Source organism: Mycobacterium sp. 852002-53434_SCH5985345, from assembly GCF_001667155.1.
Taxonomy (GTDB): domain Bacteria; phylum Actinomycetota; class Actinomycetes; order Mycobacteriales; family Mycobacteriaceae; genus Mycobacterium.
The window spans coordinates 185398-205192 of sequence record NZ_LZIE01000039.1; the positions used below are offsets into that span (position 1 = coordinate 185398).

The 19795-nt window shown below is 69.7% G+C and carries 21 protein-coding genes; 8 read left to right on the plus strand and 13 right to left on the minus strand.

Features of this window, described 5'->3' with window-relative positions:
- The 3 genes from A5756_RS08705 to rpsO all read right to left on the minus strand — a co-directional run bounded on the left by A5756_RS08705 (position 1) and on the right by rpsO (position 4206).
- Positions 1–1383 carry a pitrilysin family protein gene (locus A5756_RS08705; protein WP_066950674.1) on the minus strand — a complete coding sequence of 461 codons (1383 nt, stop codon included), beginning with the start codon at positions 1381–1383 and terminating at the stop codon, positions 1–3.
- Complete coding sequence (locus A5756_RS08710) at positions 1361–3625, minus strand: polyribonucleotide nucleotidyltransferase (RefSeq protein WP_197505397.1); 2265 nt, start codon at positions 3623–3625, stop codon at positions 1361–1363. The genes A5756_RS08705 and A5756_RS08710 overlap by 23 nt, the downstream gene beginning before the upstream one ends.
- A 311-nt stretch (positions 3626–3936) precedes the next feature.
- Positions 3937–4206, minus strand: a complete 270-nt coding sequence (rpsO, locus tag A5756_RS08715; RefSeq protein ID WP_066950523.1) for a 30S ribosomal protein S15 — start codon at positions 4204–4206, stop codon at positions 3937–3939.
- Positions 4207–4373: 167 nt separating this feature from the next.
- Between rpsO and A5756_RS08720 the strand changes: the two genes are divergently transcribed.
- Both A5756_RS08720 and A5756_RS08725 read left to right on the plus strand, forming a co-directional pair.
- Positions 4374–4715, plus strand: a complete 342-nt coding sequence (locus tag A5756_RS08720; protein WP_066950526.1) for a helix-turn-helix transcriptional regulator — start codon at positions 4374–4376, stop codon at positions 4713–4715.
- Positions 4716–4718: 3 nt separating this feature from the next.
- Positions 4719–5204 carry an SRPBCC domain-containing protein gene (locus A5756_RS08725; RefSeq protein WP_066950529.1) on the plus strand — a complete coding sequence of 162 codons (486 nt, stop codon included), beginning with the start codon at positions 4719–4721 and terminating at the stop codon, positions 5202–5204.
- A gap of 12 nt (positions 5205–5216) precedes the next feature.
- On the opposite strand, the gene A5756_RS08730 is transcribed toward A5756_RS08725, so the two are convergent.
- The gene (locus A5756_RS08730; RefSeq protein WP_066950532.1) at positions 5217–6194 is read right to left on the minus strand and encodes a bifunctional riboflavin kinase/FAD synthetase; all 978 of its coding nucleotides are present in this window, start codon (positions 6192–6194) and stop codon (positions 5217–5219) included.
- Positions 6195–6295: 101 nt separating this feature from the next.
- On the opposite strand from A5756_RS08730, the gene mntR reads away from it, so the two are divergent.
- Positions 6296–6988 (plus strand): manganese-binding transcriptional regulator MntR, encoded by a 693-nt coding sequence (gene mntR / locus A5756_RS08735; RefSeq protein ID WP_066950535.1) that lies wholly within the window; start codon positions 6296–6298, stop codon positions 6986–6988.
- Positions 6989–7039: 51 nt separating this feature from the next.
- On the opposite strand, the gene A5756_RS08740 is transcribed toward mntR, so the two are convergent.
- The 4 genes from A5756_RS08740 to A5756_RS08755 all read right to left on the minus strand — a co-directional run bounded on the left by A5756_RS08740 (position 7040) and on the right by A5756_RS08755 (position 10857).
- On the minus strand, positions 7040–8230 hold the full coding sequence (locus A5756_RS08740) for a lipid-transfer protein (protein ID WP_066950538.1): 1191 nt from the start codon (positions 8228–8230) through the stop codon (positions 7040–7042).
- 79 nt (positions 8231–8309) lie between these two features.
- Complete coding sequence (gene truB, locus A5756_RS08745; protein WP_066950542.1) at positions 8310–9209, minus strand: tRNA pseudouridine(55) synthase TruB; 900 nt, start codon at positions 9207–9209, stop codon at positions 8310–8312.
- Positions 9206–9883, minus strand: a complete 678-nt coding sequence (locus A5756_RS08750; protein WP_066950545.1) for a 4'-phosphopantetheinyl transferase — start codon at positions 9881–9883, stop codon at positions 9206–9208. The genes truB and A5756_RS08750 overlap by 4 nt, the downstream gene beginning before the upstream one ends.
- Positions 9880–10857 carry a metallophosphoesterase gene (locus A5756_RS08755; protein WP_066950548.1) on the minus strand — a complete coding sequence of 326 codons (978 nt, stop codon included), beginning with the start codon at positions 10855–10857 and terminating at the stop codon, positions 9880–9882. Before A5756_RS08755 ends, A5756_RS08750 begins: the two co-directional genes overlap by 4 nt.
- A gap of 148 nt (positions 10858–11005) precedes the next feature.
- On the opposite strand from A5756_RS08755, the gene A5756_RS08760 reads away from it, so the two are divergent.
- On the plus strand, positions 11006–11590 hold the full coding sequence (locus A5756_RS08760; RefSeq protein ID WP_066950550.1) for a DUF3558 domain-containing protein: 585 nt from the start codon (positions 11006–11008) through the stop codon (positions 11588–11590).
- A 28-nt stretch (positions 11591–11618) separates the two neighbouring features.
- The gene (locus A5756_RS08765) at positions 11619–13337 is read left to right on the plus strand and encodes a CocE/NonD family hydrolase (protein WP_066950552.1); all 1719 of its coding nucleotides are present in this window, start codon (positions 11619–11621) and stop codon (positions 13335–13337) included.
- Here A5756_RS08765 and A5756_RS08770 read toward each other — a convergent pair.
- Together A5756_RS08770 and A5756_RS08775 are read right to left on the minus strand one after the other, a co-directional pair.
- Entirely contained in the window at positions 13296–13856 is a 561-nt protein-coding gene (locus tag A5756_RS08770) for a DUF1802 family protein (RefSeq protein ID WP_066950555.1), read from the minus strand. The two genes, A5756_RS08765 and A5756_RS08770, sit on opposite strands and share 42 nt — an antisense overlap.
- Positions 13853–14122, minus strand: coding sequence for a DUF2277 family protein (locus A5756_RS08775; protein WP_066950557.1), 270 nt, complete (start codon positions 14120–14122; stop codon positions 13853–13855). The genes A5756_RS08770 and A5756_RS08775 overlap by 4 nt, the downstream gene beginning before the upstream one ends.
- Before the next feature lie 44 nt (positions 14123–14166).
- Between A5756_RS08775 and A5756_RS08780 the strand changes: the two genes are divergently transcribed.
- The 3 genes from A5756_RS08780 to A5756_RS08790 are packed head-to-tail and all read left to right on the plus strand — an operon-like array spanning position 14167 to position 15921.
- Entirely contained in the window at positions 14167–14916 is a 750-nt protein-coding gene (locus tag A5756_RS08780; protein WP_066950560.1) for an enoyl-CoA hydratase, read from the plus strand.
- A 17-nt stretch (positions 14917–14933) separates the two neighbouring features.
- Entirely contained in the window at positions 14934–15305 is a 372-nt protein-coding gene (locus A5756_RS08785; protein WP_066950563.1) for a hypothetical protein, read from the plus strand.
- Between the two features lie 22 nt (positions 15306–15327).
- A complete protein-coding gene (locus tag A5756_RS08790; protein WP_066950565.1) occupies positions 15328–15921 on the plus strand; it encodes a hypothetical protein in 594 nt (197 codons plus the stop codon).
- Here the strand turns inward: A5756_RS08790 and A5756_RS08795 are convergent.
- The 3 genes from A5756_RS08795 to infB form a co-directional block, all read right to left on the minus strand.
- Positions 15918–16928, minus strand: coding sequence for a bifunctional oligoribonuclease/PAP phosphatase NrnA (locus tag A5756_RS08795; RefSeq protein ID WP_156659344.1), 1011 nt, complete (start codon positions 16926–16928; stop codon positions 15918–15920). The two genes, A5756_RS08790 and A5756_RS08795, sit on opposite strands and share 4 nt — an antisense overlap.
- Positions 16903–17370, minus strand: coding sequence for a 30S ribosome-binding factor RbfA (rbfA, locus tag A5756_RS08800; RefSeq protein WP_066950570.1), 468 nt, complete (start codon positions 17368–17370; stop codon positions 16903–16905). Before rbfA ends, A5756_RS08795 begins: the two co-directional genes overlap by 26 nt.
- The coding region (infB, locus tag A5756_RS08805) for a translation initiation factor IF-2 (RefSeq protein ID WP_066950682.1) at positions 17370–19795 on the minus strand (2426 nt) is incomplete at its 5' end. The genes infB and rbfA, both read right to left, overlap by 1 nt.

Consider the following 19795-nt stretch of genomic DNA (forward strand, 5'->3'; position numbering starts at 1 on the left):
CTAATTTACCATCGCCCGAAGTTGTTGGGGCAGTGACCGTTTGGAGGCATACGGACCCAGGACGGCGGCCCCGTAGGGCTGGCTCAGCAGCCGGTGGGCAACCGCGTTGACCTCCTCGACGCTCACTTGGTCGATCTTGCGCAGGGTGTGCTCGATGCTGCGGTGGTGGCCATAGTTCAGCTCGTTGCGGCCCAGCCGGCTCATCCGGGAGCTGGAATCCTCCAGGCCGAGGACGAGGCCGCCGCGCAACGACCCCTTGGCGATGCGGCACTCGGCCTCGGTGATGCCGTCGTGGGCCACCGACTCGAGGACCTCGTTGGTCACCTGCATCACCTCGGCGAACCGCTCGGGCTGGCAGGCGGCATAGACGGACAGCGCGCCGCTGTCGGCAAAGATGTCCACCGTCGAGTAGACCGAGTAGGCCAGCCCGCGCAACTCGCGAACCTCTTGAAACAGGCGGGAACTCAGCCCCCCACCAAGCGCGGTATGCAGCACCGACAGCGCCCAGCGATGGGGCCAGCTACGTCCCGGGGTGCGTACGCCCAGCGAGACGTGGGTCTGCTCGGCGTCCCGATTGCCCAGCATCAAGCCGGGCCGGCCGGTCACCCGTCCGGCGCCCTTGCGCGGGGCGATGGGCCGGCGCCCGCGCACCAGGTGCGGCCCGAAGTGCTCACGCACCAGCGCCACCACCTCGTCGTGGTCGACATTGCCGGCCACGGCGACCACCATGCGTTCCGGGGTGTAGCGCCGGACATGAAAGGAGTGCAGCTGGGTCCGGGTCATCGACGACACCGACTGCGCGGTGCCGATCACCGGCCGGCCGACCGGGTGGTCACCGAACATCGCGCCCAGGAACATGTCCCCCAGCGCGTCCTCGGGATCGTCGTCGCGCATCGCGATCTCTTCGAGCACCACGTCGCGTTCCAGCTCGACGTCTTCGGTCGCGCAGCGGCCGTTGAGCACCACATCGGCCACCAGGTCGACGGCCAGCTCCAGGTCGCTGTCCAGCACGTGCGCGTAGTAGCAGGTGTGCTCCTTGGCGGTGAATGCGTTCAGCTCCCCGCCGACCGCGTCCATCGCCTGCGCGATGTCCACGGCGCTCCGGGTGGGGGTCGACTTGAACAACAGATGCTCGAGGAAGTGCGCCGCCCCCGCCACGGTGGCGCCCTCGTCGCGCGATCCGACGCCGACCCAGACCCCGACCGAAGCCGAACGCACCGACGGCAGGTACTCGGTGACTACCCGCAGACCGCCCGGAAGCGTGCTGCGGCGCAGTGCGGATTGGCGGTCCGGCTCCGCCTCGGCGATCTGCTTACCCCGGCGCAGGGCGCCCGCACGAGTCGGGCGCGGCCGGGGTAGGTCAGTTGCTGGCGGTCGCGGCATCGGCAGGCGCGGCCACCGGAGCATCGGCTGGGGCAGCGCTGTCCTCCTCGACCAAGACGAGGGAGATCTTGCCGCGCTTGTCGATGTCGGCGATCTCGACCCGCAGCTTGTCGCCGACGTTCACCACGTCCTCGACCTTGGCGATGCGCTTGCCCCGGCCCAGCTTGGAGATGTGGACCAGACCGTCGCGTCCCGGCAGCAGCGACACGAACGCGCCGAAATCGGTTGTCTTGACCACGGTTCCGAGGAACCGCTCGCCCACGGTCGGCAGCTGCGGGTTGGCGATGGCGTTGATCCGGTCGATCGCGGCCTGCGCCGAGGGCCCGTCGGTGGCGCCGACGAACACCGTGCCGTCGTCCTCGATGGAGATCTGCGCGCCGGTCTCCTCGGTGATGGCGTTGATGACCTTGCCCTTGGGCCCGATGACCTCGCCGATCTTGTCCACCGGGACCTTGATGGTGGTGACCCGCGGCGCGTAGGGGCTCATCTCGTCGGGCGCGTCGATGGCCTCGGCCATGACCTCGAGGATGGTCAGCCGGGCGTCCTTGGCCTGGGCGAGAGCCCCCGCGAGCACCTGCGACGGGATGCCGTCGAGCTTGGTGTCCAGCTGCAGCGCGGTGACGATGTCCTTGGTGCCGGCGCACTTGAAGTCCATGTCGCCGAACGCGTCCTCGGCGCCCAGGATGTCGGTCAGGGTCACGAATCGGCGCTCGGTCTTGCCGTCGACCTCGACGTCGTCGGAGACCAGGCCCATCGCGATGCCCGCGACCGGAGCCTTGAGCGGCACGCCGGCGTTCAGCAACGACAGCGTGGACGCACACACCGATCCCATCGAGGTCGAGCCGTTGGAGCTCAGCGCCTCGGAGACCTGACGGATCGCGTACGGGAATTCCTCGACACTGGGCAGCACCGGCATCAAGGCCCGCTCGGCGAGCGCGCCGTGCCCGATCTCACGCCGCTTGGGCGAACCGACCCGGCCGGTCTCTCCGGTGGAGAACGGCGGGAAGTTGTAGTGATGCATGTAGCGCTTGGAGGTTTCCGGTCCCAGCGAGTCGATCTGCTGGGCCATCTTGACCATGTCCAGCGTGGTCACACCCAGGATCTGGGTTTCGCCGCGCTCGAACAGCGCACTGCCGTGCGCCCGCGGCACCACGGCGACCTCGGCCGACAGCGCGCGGATGTCGGTGATGCCCCGGCCGTCGATGCGGAAGTGGTCGGTCAGGATGCGCTGCCGGACCAGCTTCTTGGTCAGCGAGCGGAACGCGGCGCCGACCTCCTTCTCCCGGCCCTCGTACGTCCCCGAGTCCCCCGTGAGCCGCGTCAGCACCTCGGCCTTCAGCTCGTCGGTGCGCTGGTCGCGCTCGGCCTTGCCGCCGATGGTCAGCGCCTTGGCCAGCTCGTCGGTCGCCACCGAGGCGACCGAGTAGTAGACGTCCTCGCCGTACTCGGGGAAGACCGGGTACTCGGCGGTCGGCTTGGCCGCCGCTCCGGCCAGCTCCTCCTGCGCGGTGCACAGCACGGCGATGAACGGCTTGGCCGCCTCCAGGCCTTCGGCCACCACGGTTTCCGTCGGCGCCTGGGCGCCGCCCTCGACGAGCTCGATGACCTTCTCGGTGGCCTCGGCCTCGACCATCATGATGGCGACGTCACCGTCGACCTTGCGGCCCGCCACCACCATGTCGAACACCGCACGCTCGAGCTGCTCGACGGTGGGGAAGGCGACCCAGGTGCCGTCGATCAGGGCGACGCGCACACCGCCGACCGGACCGGAGAACGGCAGGCCGGAGATCTGGGTGGAGGCCGAGGCGGCGTTGATCGCCACCACGTCGTACAGGTCGTTGGGGTCCAGGCTCATGATCGTCACGACGACCTGGATCTCGTTGCGCAGCCCGGAGACGAACGACGGGCGCAGCGGCCGGTCGATGAGGCGGCAGGTCAGGATCGCGTCGGTGGAGGGCCGGCCCTCGCGGCGGAAGAACGAGCCGGGGATCCGCCCGGCGGCATACATCCGCTCCTCGACGTCGATGGTCAGCGGGAAGAAGTCGAAGTGCTCCTTCGGGCTCTTGCTGGCGGTGGTCGCCGACAACAGCATGTTCTCGTCGTCGAGGTAGGCGACGACGGCGCCGGCGGCCTGCTGGGCCAGCCGGCCGGTCTCAAAACGGATGGTGCGGGTGCCGAAGCTCCCGTTGTCGATAACGGCGGTCGACTCGAACACGCCTTCTTCAATTTCAGCGACAGACATAGGTGTCCGTACGGCCTCTCTGGGTATTTAGCTATTTCGCGTCGTCACGCGCGAGTAACCCGAGAGCTTCCTACGAGAGGAAAAGTCTGAATACGGCTACGGCCATCGATCGAAGCGGCCGACCTGCCCCAGATCCAGAGAAGCCCGGCAGCCACTACCGAAGACCGCCCGATACAGACTGGGCTGCTCCCGTCATGACGCGCTGGAACGGCGCACGCGGATCTGCGTGGCCGCACCGTTCGCTCGGGCCGAACCCGGCCCAGAACGCTCCCACTCTACACGGGCGGACTTGGCCCGAAAGCAGGCCCGGGTCAGCGGCGCAGACCGAGGCGCTCGACCAGCGAGCGGTACCGCGCGACGTCGATCTGGGCGACGTACTTGAGCAGCCTGCGACGCCGCCCGACCAGCAGGAGCAGGCCCCGCCGGGAGTGGTGATCGTGCTTGTGGACCTTCAGGTGCTCGGTCAGGTCGGCGATCCGCTTGGTCAGCAGCGCGACCTGCGCCTCGGGGGAACCCGTGTCGGTGTCATGCAGGCCGTAGGTGCCCAGGATTTCTTTTTTCTGCTCGGCGGTCAGCGCCACGAAACATCTCCATCAATCGGTACCGCGAAAAATCTCGTACGTGGCCGCCGCGGACTGCAGCACACGCCGTGGGGGGCGAGTCTATCAGCGGCTGCGATGTCCGCCGAAATCGCAGGCCAGCACCCAGCCCTTGACAACCTACAACCATTTGGTTGTAGGTTTGGCGGGTGGCCGTAGACGAAGAGGATCGGGTGGACGCCCTCTTTCACGCGCTCGCCGACCGGACCCGGCGCGACATCATGCGCCGGACGCTGGCCGGGGAACACTCGGTTTCCTCGCTCGCCCTGAAATACGACATGAGCTTTGCGGCCGTGCAGAAGCACGTGGTCGTGCTGGAGAAGGCCGGCCTGATCACCAAACGCCGACGCGGTCGCGAGCAGTTGGCCAGCGGTGACGTGGCGGCGGTGCGGTCGGTCGCCGGCATGCTCACCGAGCTGGAGCTCCTCTGGCGGGGCCGCATCGGCCGCATCGACGAACTCATCTCGAACGACCCAACCAAGGAGGACTGACCCATGCCCGTGACCGACGTCAAGCATGACCCGGACGCCCTGACCCTGACCATCACCGCCGACTTCGCCGCCCCGGTGCGGCGCATCTGGCAGATCTACGCCGATCCGCGTCAGCTGGAGAAGGTGTGGGGACCACCGTCGCATCCGGCGACCGTGGTGAGCCACAGCCTCACGCCGGGAAGCCGCACGACCTACTTCATGACGGGTCCGGACGGCGAGAAGTACGCCGGCTACTGGGAGATCACCGCCATCGACGAGCCGAACAGCTTCTCTTTTCTCGACGGGTTTGCCGACCTGGACTTCAACCCGAACCCCGACATGCCGGTCGCGGAGAACACCTACACCTTCACCGAGCACGGCGGCGGCACGCGCGCGATCTACGTGTGCACCTTCGGATCCGCCGAGGATCTTCAGCGAGTGCTGGACATGGGCGTCGTCGAGGGCTCCACGTCGGCGATCAACCAGATCGACGACCTGGTTGCTTCCTGAAGCTGCGGCGGTTCAGTCCTGCGCCGAGAGCATCGTGCGCGCCCGGTCGGTGTCGTTGCCCATCGCGTCGATCAGCTCCTTCACCGAGTCGAACCTGCGCTGACCGCGGATGCGGGCGACGAAGTCCAGCGCCACGTACTGGCCGTAGAGGTCGGCGGTGGTGTCCAGGACGAAGGCCTCGACGGTGCGTGTGCGTCCGGAGAAGGTCGGGTTGGTGCCCACCGACACCGCGGCCTGGTAGCGCTCGCCCGGGACGACGGTGCCGGTCACCGGTCCGTGCCCGAGCAGGGTGAACCAGGCGGCATACACGCCGTCGGCCGGGATCGCCGAATACATCGGCGGCGCCACGTTGGCGGTCGGGAAACCCAGCTCCATGCCCCGCCCCTCGCCCCGGACGACGACGCCCTCCACGCGGTGCGGACGGCCCAGCGCCTCCATGGCCGCCAGCACGTCACCGGCGTCCACGCAGGACCGGATATACGTCGACGAATACGTCACGGTCTCGTTGCTCAGGTGCTCGCTGAGCAGCGACATCGACTCGACCGCGAAGCCGAATCGCTCGCCAGCGCGCCGCAGGGTCTCGACGTTGCCGGCCGCCTTCTTGCCGAAGGTGAAGTTCTCCCCCACCACGACCTCGACCACGTGCAGGTGTTCCACCAGGAGCTCATGGACGTAGCGCTCCGGCGTGAGTTTCATGAAGTCGCTGGTGAACGGCATCACCAGGAAGACGTCGATGCCAAGCTCCTCGACGAGTTCGGCGCGGCGCGTCAGCGTCGTCAGCTGCGCGGGATGGCTGCCCGGGTAGACGACTTCCATCGGGTGCGGATCGAACGTCATCAGCACGGTCGGCACGTTGCGGGCGCGCCCGGCCTTGACGGCATGCGCGATTATCTCCGCGTGGCCCCGGTGCACGCCATCGAACACGCCGATGGTGAGCACGCATCTGCCCCAGTCCGTGGGAATCTCGTCTTGGCCGCGCCACCGCTGCACGACCGCAAGCCTACGGCCCGCCGCGGTCCGCCGGGAGATCCGCCGGCGCGGGGGTGTCGAGGAGCACACGATCAGGCTTGGGTTGCCTAAACTTTCTCGGTGTGAGGGCTGACGAAGAGCGTGGCGGTCTCACCGCGGTCGGCCAGGACTATCTCAAGGTCATCTGGAATGCCCAGGAGTGGTCCCGGGAGAAGGTCAGCACCAAGATGCTGGCCGAGAAGATCGGGGTCTCCGCCAGCACGGCCTCGGAGTCGATCCGCAAACTCGCCGAGCAGGGCCTGGTCGACCACGAGAAATACGGGGCCGTGACCCTGACCGAGGCGGGCCGGCGGGCGGCGCTGGCGATGGTGCGCCGGCATCGGCTGCTGGAGACCTTCCTGGTCAACGAGCTCGGCTACGGCTGGGACGAGGTGCACGACGAGGCCGAGGTGCTCGAACACGCGGTGTCGGATCGGCTGGTGGCCCGCATCGACGCCAAGCTCGGGTTCCCGCAACGCGACCCGCATGGGGACCCGATCCCGGCCTCCGACGGGCAGGTGCCCACGCCGCCGGCCCGCCAGCTGTGGGCGTGCGGCGACGGGGACACCGGAACGGTGGCCCGCATCTCCGACGCCGACCCGGAGATGCTGCGCTATTTCGCCGACGTCGGCATCAACCTCGATTCGCGGCTGCGGGTCCTGACCCGCCGGGAATTCGCCGGCATGATCTCGGTAGCGATCGAAGGCGGCGACGGCGCGGAGACGACGGTCGACCTGGGCAGCCCGGCCGCCCGGGCGGTCTGGGTGGTGGGCTAGCGGCGATCGCGAGCGCGGCGAAGCCGGGCGAAGCGGGTCGCCGCCGCGTGGTCAGCGTTCGGCGCGCTGGTACGCGGTGACGACGGCCGCGCCGCCCAGCCCGATGTTGTGTTGCAGTGCGGCGCTGACGTTGTCGACCTGACGCTTGTCGGCGGTGCCGCGCAGCTGCCAGGTCAGCTCGGCGCATTGCGCCAGCCCGGTCGCGCCCAGCGGATGCCCCTTCGAGATCAGGCCGCCCGACGGGTTGACCACCCAGCGTCCGCCGTAGGTGGTGTCGCCGTTGTCGATCAGCTTCGGCGCCTCGCCCGGGCCACACAGGCCGAGCGCCTCGTAGAGCAGCAGCTCGTTGGCCGAGAAGCAGTCGTGCAGCTCGATCACCTGGAAGTCCTCCGGGCCCAGCCCGGACTGGTCGTAGACCTGTTGCGCCGCTTGCACATTCATGTCATAGCCGATCAGGTTCTTGGCGCTCCCGTCGAACGTCGACGCGAAGTCCGTCGTCATCGCCTGGCCGACGATCTCCACGGCCTGGCCGGCCAGCCCGTGGCTGTCGACGAAGCTCTCCGAGGCCAGGATCGCCGCGCCGGAGCCGTCGGATGTGGGCGAGCACTGCAGCTTGGTGAGCGGGTCGGAGATCATCCGCGCCGCCAGGATGTCCTCGAGCGTGTAGGACTCCTGGAACTGCGCGAACGGGTTGTTGACTGAGTGCTTGTGGTTCTTGTAGCCGATCTTGGCGAAATGCTCTGCGGTGCTGCCGTATTGGCGCATGTGCTCGCGGCCGGCGGCGCCGAACATCCAGGGCGCGACGGGCATCGCGAACTCGTCGATAGCGGCCATCGCCTTGACGTGCTTGCCCATCGGCGATTCGCGATCCTCGGCGCCGCCGCTCAGCGAGCCGGGTTGCATCTTCTCGAATCCGAGCGCAATGGCGCAGTCGACGATCCCGCCGCGGATGGCCTGGGCCGCCAGGAACAGCGCGGTCGAGCCGGTCGAGCAGTTGTTGTTGACGTTGACGATCGGGATCCCGGTCATGCCCAGCTCGTAGAGCGCCCGCTGCCCGGACGTCGAATCACCGGCGACGTAGCCGACGTAGCCCTGCTGCACCTCGCGGTAGTCGACCCCCGCGTCGGCCAGCGCGTTGGTCCCGGACTCGCGCGCCATGTCCGGGTAGTCCCAGCCTTCGCGGCGGCCCGGTTTCTCGAATTTCGTCATGCCGACGCCGACGACGTACACCTTGTTAGACATCTTTGTCCCTTTCCAACGGCCAGACCCCCAGTGTGCAACTTAACCCCGCCGGCCCCTCGGTGGGGACCCTCCAAGCCCGTTACAGCGTCGCCGGGCGGATCACGACCACCGACTTGGTGCGTGCGCCCTCGTCGCGCAGCAGCGCGATCACCCGGCCGGCGGCGTCGCAGGCGGCGTAAACCCCGTCGATGCCGGTAGGCGCGAGCGCTCGCCCGTTGGCCGCCGCCTCGGCCTCCCCGGCGGTCAGGTCGCGGCGCGGGAAGATCAGCAGGCACGCCTCGTCCAGGGTCAACGACAGGCCGGGCCGCTCGGCCAGGTCGTCGAGCGAGCGGGCCTGCTGCAGGGTGAAGCGGCCGACCCGGGTGCGCCGCAGCGCGGTCAGGTGCCCGCCCACGCCGAGCGCGGCGCCGACGTCGCGGGCCAGCGCGCGAACGTAGGTTCCCGACGAGCAGTCGACCTCCACATCAACATCGATGACGCCGTCGACGTCGGATCCGGGCCGAACATCGAGCACCTCGAACCGGTCGATGCGCACCGGCCGGGCCTCGAGTTCGACGTTCTGGCCCTCGCGAACCAGCCGATAGGCGCGCCGCCCGTCCACCTTGATCGCGCTGACCGCCGACGGCACCTGCTGGATGTCCCCGCGCAGGCCGGCGACCGCGGCCGCGATCGCCTCGCGCGTCAGGTGCGCGGCCGAGACGCTGTGCAGCACTTCCCCTTCGGCGTCCTCGGTGGAGGTGGTCTGGCCCAGCCGGATGGTGGCGGTGTACGACTTGGCGGCCGCCGTCAACAGGCCGAGGATCTTGGTGGCGCGGTCGACGCCGATCACCAGCACCCCGGTGGCCATCGGGTCCAGCGTCCCGGCGTGTCCCACCCGGCGGGTGGCGAAGATACGGCGGCAGCGCCCCACCACGTCGTGACTGGTCATCCCGGCCGGCTTGTCGACGACGACCAATCCCGGGCCGGGCCCCGCACTCATAGCACGATGGCGGTCAGCACCAGTCCCCGCTCGACCGACCACCGGCCCCTCAGCGCGGTAAGCGGTGGGCCGTCGAGGGTCTGCCCGTCGATCAGGATCTTGGACACGAACACCCCGGTGGTCTCCCCGTCCGGCGGGTCGAGGTCGAACACGATGTGGGCGTCCTCGAAACCTAGCCAGCGCTTGGTCAACGGGAACCAGGCCTTGTACGTTGCTTCCTTGGCGCAGAACAGGATTCGGTCCCAATGCAGGCCTGCGGGCAACGTCGTGATCTCGTGTCGCTCCTCGGGCAGGCTGATCGCGTTCAGCACGCCGTCCGGCAGCACGTCGTGCGGCTCGGCGTCGATACCCACCGAGCGCACCGCCTCGGTGCGACCCACGACCGCGCCGCGATAGCCGGTGCAGTGGGTGAGGCTGCCCACCACGCCGTCGGGCCAGCACGGTTCGCCCTTCTCGCCCTTGAGGATCGGCACCGGCGGCAGGCCGAGCTCGCCCAGCGCGACCCGGGCGCAGTGCCGGACGGTGACGAACTCGTTGCGCCGCTTGGCCACCGACTTGGCGATCAGCGGCTCCTCTTCGGGCAGGGGAACGAGGTCGGGCGGGTCGGAATACAGCTCCGAATAAGCGAGCTCGCCCATGTCGGGCAGTACCGAGGAAACCAGCTTGTCCGTCATCGTGATTGCCGCTGCCGCAACCGTTCCCGGAACTGCGCGGCCTGCTGCCGCATCTCGGGAGTGATCTCGAAATGGCCGCCGAAGTCGTTGAGGTAGCCCGGCGCGTATTGCGGGTCGGGCAACACCTGGCGCAGCCAGCTGTGCGGCTTGCGGCGCCGCCACTCCCGCGGATATCCCACCGACACTTCCTCGAAGCGCACGTCGTCGTACCAGGTGGTGCGCGGAATGTGCAGGTGACCGTAGACCGAACAGACCGCGTTGTAGCGGGTGTGCCAGTCGGCGGTCTTGGTCGTCCCACACCACAGCGAGAACTCCGGGTAGAACAGCGCGTCGCAGGGCTCGCGGACCAGCGGGAAATGGTTCACCAGGACGGTCGGCGTCATCCAGTCGAGTTGCTCGAGGCGGGTCCGCGTGGTGGCGAGCCGCTCCTGGCACCACGCTTCGCGGGTGGGGTACGGCTCCGACGACAGCAGGAATTCGTCGGTGGCGACCACGTTGCGCTCCCGCGCGATGGTCAGGCCCTCGGCTTTGCTCGCCGCCCCCTCGGGCAAGAAGCTGTAGTCGTAGAGCAGGAACATCGGCACGATCGTGGCCGGGCCGCCGCGCTCGGTCCACACCGGGAAGGGATGCTCGGGCGTCACGATGCCCATCTCGTCGCACATGTGGACCAGGTACTCGTAGCGGGCCCGCCCGAAGATCTGCACCGGATCCCGCGTCGTGGTCCACAACTCGTGGTTGCCGGGCACCCAGATCACCTTGGCGAAGCGCCGGCGCAGCAGGTCGAGGGCCCAGCGAATCTCGTCGGTGCGTTCGGCCACGTCGCCGGCGACGATCAGCCAATCGTCCGGCGAGGACGGGTGCAGCGACTCGGTGACCGGCTTGTTGCCGAGGTGACCCGTGTGCAGGTCGGAGACGGCCCACAGCGTGGGTTGCCCGCCGTTGGTCGATTCCTGCCCCGCATTTTGCCCAGCCACGATTAACCAGCCTAATGACCCGCGGTGCGGGCCCGGTTGGGGCCGCGCCTTGCTCGCCGGCATTGGAACGTGTTCTCGTTTAACGGTGACCGCGCGGGAGGCGACTTGTACACTCCCGGCAGGAGCCAGGGAGCCGTCAGGGGGTGTCGTGTTCGCCAAGGTGCGTCTGATCGGGGCGATCGGTGCCGTGGTCGCGGCGGCCATCGCCGGAACGGCCGGGTGGCAGGGTGCCGCGCCGGGGCCTACCGGGGGCGGGCGCGTCGAGCTGCGCTCGACGGCGGCGCCGATGGAGACCACGATGAAGAGCCCGATCGTGGCGACCACCGACCCGCGCCCATTCGACGCGTGCGAGGACATCCCGTTCGACGTCATCCAGCGGCTCGGGCTGGGGTTCACACCGCCCGAGCACGAAGACGGCCTGCGCTGCCACTTCGACGCGGGCAACTACCAGGTGGCGGTCGAGCCCATCATCTGGCGCACCTACGAGGAGACGCTGCCTCCCGACGCCGTCGAGACCACCATCGCCGGCCACCGCGCCGCGCAGTACTGGGTGCTCAAGCCGACGTATCACAACAGCTACTGGTATTACTCCTGCATGGTCGCGTTCAAGACCAGTTACGGCGTGCTGCAGCAGGCGCTCTACTACTCGACCGTTTACTCCAATCCCGAGGTCGACTGCATGTCCACCAATCTGCAGCGGGCCAACGACCTCGCGCCTTACTACAAGTTCTGAAGTCCACGCGGGCCTTAACCTGGGCACCGTGAGTATCACCTCGACGCGACCCGCCAAGCCCCCGCTGCACGCCCTGCGACACCTCGGTGGGAAGGCCGTGGGCCGGCTGCTGGGCCTGCCGCCGGCGACCACCGAGTACACCGTCGAACGCGTCCGGGTGCCCATGCGTGATGGGGTCGACCTGGTGGCCGATCACTACACGCCGAACACCGACTCCCCGGCCGGTACCCTGCTGGCCCGGGGGCCCTACGGGCGCTCCTTCCCGTTCTCCCTGGTGTTCGGCGCGCTGTACGCGGCCCGGGGTTACCACGTCGTGCTGCAGAGCGTCCGCGGAACGTTCGGGTCGGGCGGAGATTTCGAACCGATGGCCAACGAGGCCGCCGACGGCGCCGACACGGTGGCCTGGCTGCGCGAGCAGCCCTGGTTCACCGGCCGCTTCGCCACCATCGGGCTGTCCTACCTCGGGTTCACCCAGTGGGCGCTGATGACCGATCCCCCGCCGGAACTGGCCGCGGCGGTCGTCATCGTGGGGCCGCACGATTTCAACGCCTCGGTGTGGGGCACCGGCTCGTTCGCGATCAACGACTTCCTGGGCTGGAGCGACATGGTCGCGCACCAGGAAGACCCGGTGCGCGCCCGGTCGGCGCTGCGCCAGCTGCGCAACCGCAGCAGGGTGACACAGGCGGCCCTCGGGTTGCCGGTGGGCGACACGGCCCGGGCGCTGCTCGGTGCGGGCGCGCCGTGGTTCGAGTCGTGGGTCGAGCACACCGACCCGAACGATCCGTTCTGGGACGCCCTGCGCTGCGGCGACGCCCTGGACCGGGCCGACGTGCCCGTGCTGCTGATCGGCGGTTGGCAGGACATCTTCGTCAGGCAGACGCTGCAGCAATACGAGCAGCTGCGCGGCCGCGGCGTCGACGTCGCGCTGACCATGGGCCCCTGGACCCACACCCAGCTGCTCACCACCGGGTTGAGTACCTGCACCCGGGAGTCGCTGGACTGGCTGGGCGCCCACCTCGGCGGCGCGCCCGCCCCGCGACGCCCCAGCCGGGTCCACGCGTACGTCACCGGCCAGAGTTGGCGCAACGTGGCCGACTGGCCGCCCGCCACCACCGAGCGCGAGCTGTATCTTCGGCCCGGCGGCCACCTCGGTGAGACCGCACCGACGGACCTGGCGCGGCAGGCGCCGGCGTCATTCCGCTACGACCCCACCGACCCGACACCCACCACGGGCGGCCCGTTGCTGTCGCCGAACGGCGGCTACCGCGACGACAGCCGGCTCGCGTCGCGCGACGACGTGCTGGCCTTCACCAGCCTCACCCTCACTCACGACCTGTGCGTCTACGGGAGCCCGGCCGTCGAGCTGGCGCACGGCGCCGACACTCCCCACGTCGACCTCTTCGTCCGGGTGAGCGAGGTCGACGCCAAAGGCCGGTCGAAGAACGTCAGCGACGGCTACCGGCGGTTGCGGACCGCCAAGAAGTCGTCGAAGGGGACCGTCCGCGTGGAACTCGACGGCATCGCCCATCGCTTCCGAGCCGGCTCCCGCATCCGTCTGCTGATCGCCGGGAGCTGGTTTCCCCGTTACGCGCGCAACCTGGGCACCGACGAACCGATTCTGACGGGACGACAGTCCGAGCCTGCCACCCACACCGTGCGCTACGGACGCTCCCGGCTGTTGCTGCCCGTCGGCCCGCTCGACCTGTCAGCCAACGGCGCGGCGGACGCGGGCGCCGACCTCGGCTAGCGCGGCCTCGTCGTGCACCGGCGGGGCCAGCGGCGCCCGCATCGGCAGCTCCACCCAGCTTTTGCAGCCGCCGTAGTCGGGCGTGCGGGTGATCTCCACCGGCTCGGCCAACGGGTGCACCGACACCACCAGCACGGCGAGCTTGTGCTTGGGGCGGAAGTCGAGCCGGTCGGCGCGCACCGACTCGGCGGTCCAGATGTGCAGGTCCTCGATTTCCCCTAGCCGGTCGGGTTGGTTAACCGACACGGCGGCAACGACTTTCGCTGCCGACCGGATCACCAGGCGATCGTCGGCGCTGTCGGCGGCGGCCGCCTCGAGCAGGTCGCGATGCTCGGGCCGCACGCGCTCCGCGTGGCTGTGCGCGACCGTCGGGAACAGCAGGAACTCGGAAGCGGCCAGCTCGAACCGCTTCTCCCCGATGCCGCCCTTGCGCAGCAGCACCCGCTGGCGACCGTCCAGCAGGGCGTGCACGGCGGCGCTCCACTCCTTGAGGGCGGGCGTGGTCGCGGTGAGCGTCACTGCGCCTCGGCCAGCCGGGCGACGACGTCGGGCCGGCGCAACGGCGGGACGGTCTTGGGCGGCTGACGCCGCGGGGGCAGTGCCGCCAACAACCGCGTCGTTGTCTCGGTGACCTCGGTAACCGCCGCCTCGAAGGCGTCGGCGTTCGAGGCCGACGGTCGGGTGATCCCGCTGACCTTGCGGACATACTGGCGGGCCGCCGCCGCGATTTCCTCGGCGGTGGCCGACGGCTGCAGCCCGCGCAACTCGGTGATGTTCCGGCACATGCCTCAACGATAGGCGCGGCCGGCGACCCTATTACGGTGATCTCATGAGCGACGACATCCTGCTGATCGAAACCGACGAGCGGGTGCGCACCCTGACCCTCAACCGGCCGCAGTCCCGCAACGCGCTGTCTTCGGCGCTGCGGGATCGGTTCTTCGGGGCGCTGGCCGAGGCGGAAACCGACGACGCCGTCGACGTCGTCATCGTCACCGGCGCCGACCCGGTGTTCTGCGCGGGCCTGGATCTCAAGGAGTTGGGCGGTTCCTCGGCGTTGCCGGACATCTCGCCTCGGTGGCCACCGCTGAGCAAGCCGGTCATCGGTGCGGTCAACGGCGCCGCGGTGACCGGCGGGCTGGAGCTGGCCCTGTACTGCGACATCCTGATCGCGTCGGAGAACGCCCGTTTCGCCGACACTCACGCCCGGGTCGGCCTGCTGCCCACCTGGGGGCTGAGCGTGCGGCTGCCGCAGAAGATCGGGGTCGGCCTGGCCCGCCGGATGAGCATGACCGGGGACTACCTGTCGGCCACCGACGCGCTGCGCGCCGGGCTGGTGACCGAGGTGGTGCCGCACGACCAGCTGCTGCCCGCCGCCCGCGGAGTGGCGGCGTCGATCGTCGGCAACAACCAGGACGCGGTGCGCACGCTGCTGGCGTCCTATCACCGGATCGACGACTCGCAGACAAGCGCGGGGCTGTGGCTGGAAGCGATGGCGGCCCGCCAGTTCCGGACCAGCGGCGACGACATCGCCGCGAACCGCGAGGCGGTGCTGCAGCGGGGGCGGGCGCAGGTCCGCTAGTCGCGGCGGCCTTGTCGATGATCCAATTTCCGCCGCCCGCACCGTGGCGACGACCGACCGCGGACATCGTCGCGACGGTGTTGCTCTTCGTCGCGGAGCTGGCGTTCAGCGCCGTCTCAGTCGCCCTGGCGTTGTTGTCCTCGGTGTGGCTGATGCTGCCGATCTGCAGTGACAACTGTGACAGCCCAGCCGTCACGCACTTCGTCCATCGCACCTTCGCCGGGACCGTCGTCATCGTGGGCGGGATTGCACTGGCACTGCTGGTGTCATGCGTCGGGGCACTGGTCGCCGGCACGCGCCGTCGGGCCGGAATGTGGAAATGGCCGGCGTTGGGCCTGGTCATCGGCGTTGTTTCACTTCTCATCGCCGCTGGCTTGTGGGTGAACTGACGGCAACCAATACGATCAGCTGATGCGTTTGGTCGTGGACGTCCTCGGGAGGTTGCTCGCGTGCGCCGTGGCGCTCGCGGCGGTCACAATGGCGATCACGGTGGCGGGCATAGCGCCGCGCGCGGCCGCGCAGCCGCCGGCGGGATTTCCCAACCTGGACGGTTTCACGCCCGTCCCGGCGGACGGCTACGTCATCAGCAGTGGCCCGAGCACCCCGCCGCGGATCAGCTTCTCCACCCCATACAGCCTGGTGTGTGACTTCTATGGCGGCCCGGCGCCTGCGCCGCAGCCGTCACAGGACATCAAGTGCAAGGGCGACATGCCCGGCATCGACGACGTTCCCGTTCTCGGCGGGCGCCCGCACCCGGGCGATTGCCTGGTGGGTTCCGCCGAGTTCAAGGGACCGGGCTACCAGTTGAGCCGCATGTCCTACGGCGGATGCGACGGCAACCCGGCCGCCCTGCCGCCGGGCGGCAAGTTGCTGGGAGCGGGACAGAAGCTGACCTACCTGAACGTCACGTGCGCCGTCGGAGCCGACAACCTCGTCGCCTGCCTGGACACCACCAGTGGAGACCACGGGTTCGTGCTGCAGCGGGCGGGCAGCTGGGCGTTCTAGCCCAGGGCCGCACGCAGCGACGCGACCGCGTCGTCGATCGGCCCGCTCGTCGAATAGCCGGCGGCCAGCCGGTGGCCGCCGCCGCCGAACGCGGACGCGACCGCCGCCAGGTCCACGTCGGCTTTGGCGCGCATCGACACCGACCACTGCTGCGGGTCGACCTCCTTGAACACCGCGGCCACTTCGGCCTGCTGCGTGGTGCGCACGATGTCGACGATGCTTTCGACTTCCTCGGGGCGTGAAGTGACCCAATCCTGGTGTCCGACAATGGCATACACCAGACCACGACCACCGGCCGCCTCGGGCAGCAGGTGCGCCGAGCCCAGCACGCGTGACAGCAGTGGCAGCCAGGTGAAGGGATGGCTGTCCATCAGCGTTCGGCTGACGGCGGCGTTGTCGACTCCGGTCTCCACCAGCCGGGCCGCCAGCCGGAGCGCGCGGGGGGTCGCCCAGCGGAACGACCCGGTGTCGGTCGTCAGCCCGGCGTAGATGCAGTGCGCGACGTCCGGTTCGATCGGCTTGTCCCACGCGTCGAGGATGTCGGCGATCATCATCGTGGTCGAATCCGCCGACACGTCAACGAAGTTCGCGGTCCCGAACAGCTCGTTGGAGGCGTGGTGGTCGATCACCAGCGACTCGCGGCCGGGACCTGCCAGGTCGCTCAGCGCGCCCAGCCGCTTGACGCTCGGAACATCAACGGTGACAACCAGATCGACGTCGCGCCGCATCGCGTCAGCACCGACCAGCAGGTGACAACCGGGCAACGACGACAGCGACTCCGGCAGCATCGCCGGCTCGGCGAAACCGACCTCGACGCTTTTGCCGCACTTGTCCAGCACCAGAGCCAGCGCCAGGCCCGCGCCGATGGTGTCGGCGTCGGGGTGGACATGGGCGACCACCGCGATAGTCGCGGCGCCGGAAAGCAATTCGACCGCGCCGCGGGCGTCGATGCGCACCCCGGCTCCCGCGGCGCGGGCCAGCTCAGTCTTCGCGTCGGTCGTCGTCACCGGCGTCCTCGTCACTAGACCCCCGGTAGGGATCGGCCTCCCCGGCCGGCTTGGCCCCGGAGCGAACCCGCGCCAGATCGGCGTCCGCGGCGCGGGCCTGCGCCAGCAACTCGTCCATCCGCGCCACGGTGTCCAACGTGGTGTCGCGGGTGAAGGTCAGCGTGGGCGTGAAGCGCACGCCGGTGCCCGCCCCCACCAGAGTGCGCAGCGCGCCTTTGGCCCGTTCCAGTGCGGCCGCCGCGGCGGCGTAGTCCGGCTCGTCGTCCAGGGTGCGGCCCATCACGGTATAGAACACCGTCGCGTCGTGCAGGTCGGCGGTGACCTTCGTGTCGACGATGGTCACCCCGTCCAGGCCCGGATCCTTGATCTCGAACTCGATCGCCGAGGCGACAATCGTGTTGATGCGTTTGGCCAATCGGCGCGCCCGGGCCGGGTCGGCCATCAGGCGCGCTCCTTCTCGACGAGCTCGTAAGACTCGATGATGTCGCCTTCCTTGATGTCGGAGTAGCCCAGGGTCATACCGCACTCGAAGCCCTCGCGGACCTCGGTCACGTCGTCCTTCTCCCGTCGCAGCGAGTTGATCGTGAGGTTCTCGGTGACCACGACGTTGTCCCGCAACAGGCGGGCCTTCGCGTTGCGCCGCACCACCCCGGAGCTGATCATGCAGCCTGCGATGATGCCCACCTTCGAGGACCGGAAGATCGCACGGATCTCGGCGCGACCCAGCTCCTTCTCCTCGTAGATCGGCTTGAGCATGCCGCGCAGGGCCTTCTCGATGTCGTCGATCGCCTGGTAGATGACCGAGTAGTACCGGATCTCGACGCCCTCGCGGTTGGCCAGCTCCGTCGCCTTGCCTTCGGCGCGCACGTTGAAGCCGATGATCACCGCGTCCGACGCCGACGCCAGGTTGACGTTGGTTTCGGTGATGCCACCGACGCCGCGGTCGATGACGCGCAGCTCCACCTCGTCGTCGACCTGGATGCCCATCAGGGCCTCCTCGAGCGCCTCGACCGTACCGGCGTTGTCGCCCTTGAGGATCAGGTTCAGCTGGCTGGTTTCCTTCAGCGCCGAGTCCAGGTCCTCCAGGCTGATCCGCTTGCGCGACCGCGCCGCCAGCGCGTTGCGCTTGCGCGCGCTGCGCCGGTCGGCGATCTGGCGGGCGATGCGGTCCTCGTCGACGACCAGGAAGTTGTCACCGGCGCCGGGCACCGACGTGAAGCCGATGACCTGCACCGGCCGCGACGGCAGCGCCTCCTCGACGTCGTCGCCGTGCTCGTCGACCATGCGGCGGACGCGACCGTATGCGTCGCCGGCCACCACCGAGTCGCCGACGCGCAGCGTCCCCCGCTGCACCAGCACCGTGGCGACGGGGCCGCGGCCGCGGTCCAGGTGCGCCTCGATCGCCACACCCTGGGCCTCCATGTCGGGGTTGGCCCGCAGGTCCAAGGCGGCGTCGGCGGTCAGCAGCACCGCCTCTTCGAGCGCCTTGATGTTGGTGCCTTCCTTGGCGGAGATGTCGACGAACATGGTGTCGCCGCCGAAATCTTCTGCCACCAAGCCGTATTCGGTGAGCTGGCCGCGGATCTTCGCCGGGTCGGCGCCCTCCTTGTCGATCTTGTTGACCGCCACGACGATCGGCACGTCGGCCGCCTGCGCGTGGTTGATGGCCTCCACCGTCTGCGGCATCACGCCGTCGTCGGCGGCGACCACCAGGATCGCGATGTCGGTGGCCTTCGCGCCGCGGGCACGCATGGCGGTGAACGCCTCGTGACCCGGGGTGTCGATGAAGGTGATCGGCCGCTCGGTGCCGTCGAGGTCGACGGACACCTGGTACGCGCCGATGTGCTGGGTGATGCCCCCGGCCTCGGCCTCGCGCACACTGGCGTTCCGGATGGTGTCCAGCAGCCGGGTTTTACCGTGGTCGACGTGACCCATCACGGTCACCACCGGCGGCCGGGTCTGCAGGTCTTCCTCGGTGCCCTCGTCCTCGCCATAGGTCAGGTCGAAGGATTCCAGCAGCTCGCGGTCCTCGTCCTCCGGGCTGACCACCTGGACGACATAGTTCATCTCGCTGCCCAGCAGCTCGAGCGTCTCGTCACCGACGGATTGGGTGGCGGTCACCATCTCGCCGAGGTTGAACAGCGCCTGCACCAGCGAGGCCGGGTTGGCGTTGATCTTGTCGGCGAAGTCGGAGAGCGACGCGCCGCGGGCCAGCCGGATGGTCTCGCCGTTGCCGTGCGGCAACCGCACGCCGCCGACGACCGGCGCCTGCATGTTCTCGTACTCGGCGCGTTTCGCCCGCTTGGACTTGCGGCCGCGCCGGGGCGCACCGCCGGGACGGCCGAAAGCGCCGGCGGCGCCGCCGCGCTGACCGGGACGACCGCCGCCGCCACCGCCACCGGGACGGCCGCGGAAACCTCCCGCGCCGCCACCCCCGGGCGGGGCGCCGACTCCGCCGCCGCCGCCGCGGTAGTTGCCGCCGCCGCCGTCACGGCCGCCGGGACCGCCGGGCCGGCCACCGCCGGGTCGCGGGGCACCGGGCCGGGCCGGGCGGCCCTGACCTGCGGCACCGCCGGGACGGGGCGGCATGTTGCCGGGCGAGGCGCCGGGGCGCGTGCCCCCGGGCCGGGGCGCCCCGGGGCGGGGCACCGGGCGCGGGATCGGCCGGTCGACGGGCTGCGCGGAAGAGAACGGGTTGTTGCCGACGCGCGGGGTGCGGACGCCGGGCTTCGGCGCCGGACCCGGGCGCGGACCCGGCGTCATGCCGGGGTGGGGGCCGGGCGGGGGGGGGGGCCCGCCGGGCGGGGGGGGGGGCGCCCCCCCCCCCCCCCCCCCGGGGCGCGGGGGGGGGGGGGGGGGGGGGGGGG

Coding starts and splice junctions, on each gene's coding strand:
- A5756_RS08705 (WP_066950674.1), bottom strand. CDS start 1,383: ATGCCGCGACCGCCAGCAACTGACCTACCCCGGCCGCGCCCGACTCGT.
- A5756_RS08710 (WP_197505397.1), bottom strand. CDS start 3,625: ATGTCTGTCGCTGAAATTGAAGAAGGCGTGTTCGAGTCGACCGCCGTT.
- A5756_RS08725 (WP_066950529.1), top strand. CDS start 4,719: ATGCCCGTGACCGACGTCAAGCATGACCCGGACGCCCTGACCCTGACC.
- A5756_RS08740 (WP_066950538.1), bottom strand. CDS start 8,230: ATGTCTAACAAGGTGTACGTCGTCGGCGTCGGCATGACGAAATTCGAG.
- truB (WP_066950542.1), bottom strand. CDS start 9,209: ATGAGTGCGGGGCCCGGCCCGGGATTGGTCGTCGTCGACAAGCCGGCC.
- A5756_RS08750 (WP_066950545.1), bottom strand. CDS start 9,883: ATGACGGACAAGCTGGTTTCCTCGGTACTGCCCGACATGGGCGAGCTC.
- A5756_RS08775 (WP_066950557.1), bottom strand. CDS start 14,122: ATGTGCCGGAACATCACCGAGTTGCGCGGGCTGCAGCCGTCGGCCACC.
- A5756_RS08780 (WP_066950560.1), top strand. CDS start 14,167: ATGAGCGACGACATCCTGCTGATCGAAACCGACGAGCGGGTGCGCACC.
- A5756_RS08785 (WP_066950563.1), top strand. CDS start 14,934: ATGATCCAATTTCCGCCGCCCGCACCGTGGCGACGACCGACCGCGGAC.
- A5756_RS08790 (WP_066950565.1), top strand. CDS start 15,328: ATGCGTTTGGTCGTGGACGTCCTCGGGAGGTTGCTCGCGTGCGCCGTG.
- rbfA (WP_066950570.1), bottom strand. CDS start 17,370: ATGGCCGACCCGGCCCGGGCGCGCCGATTGGCCAAACGCATCAACACG.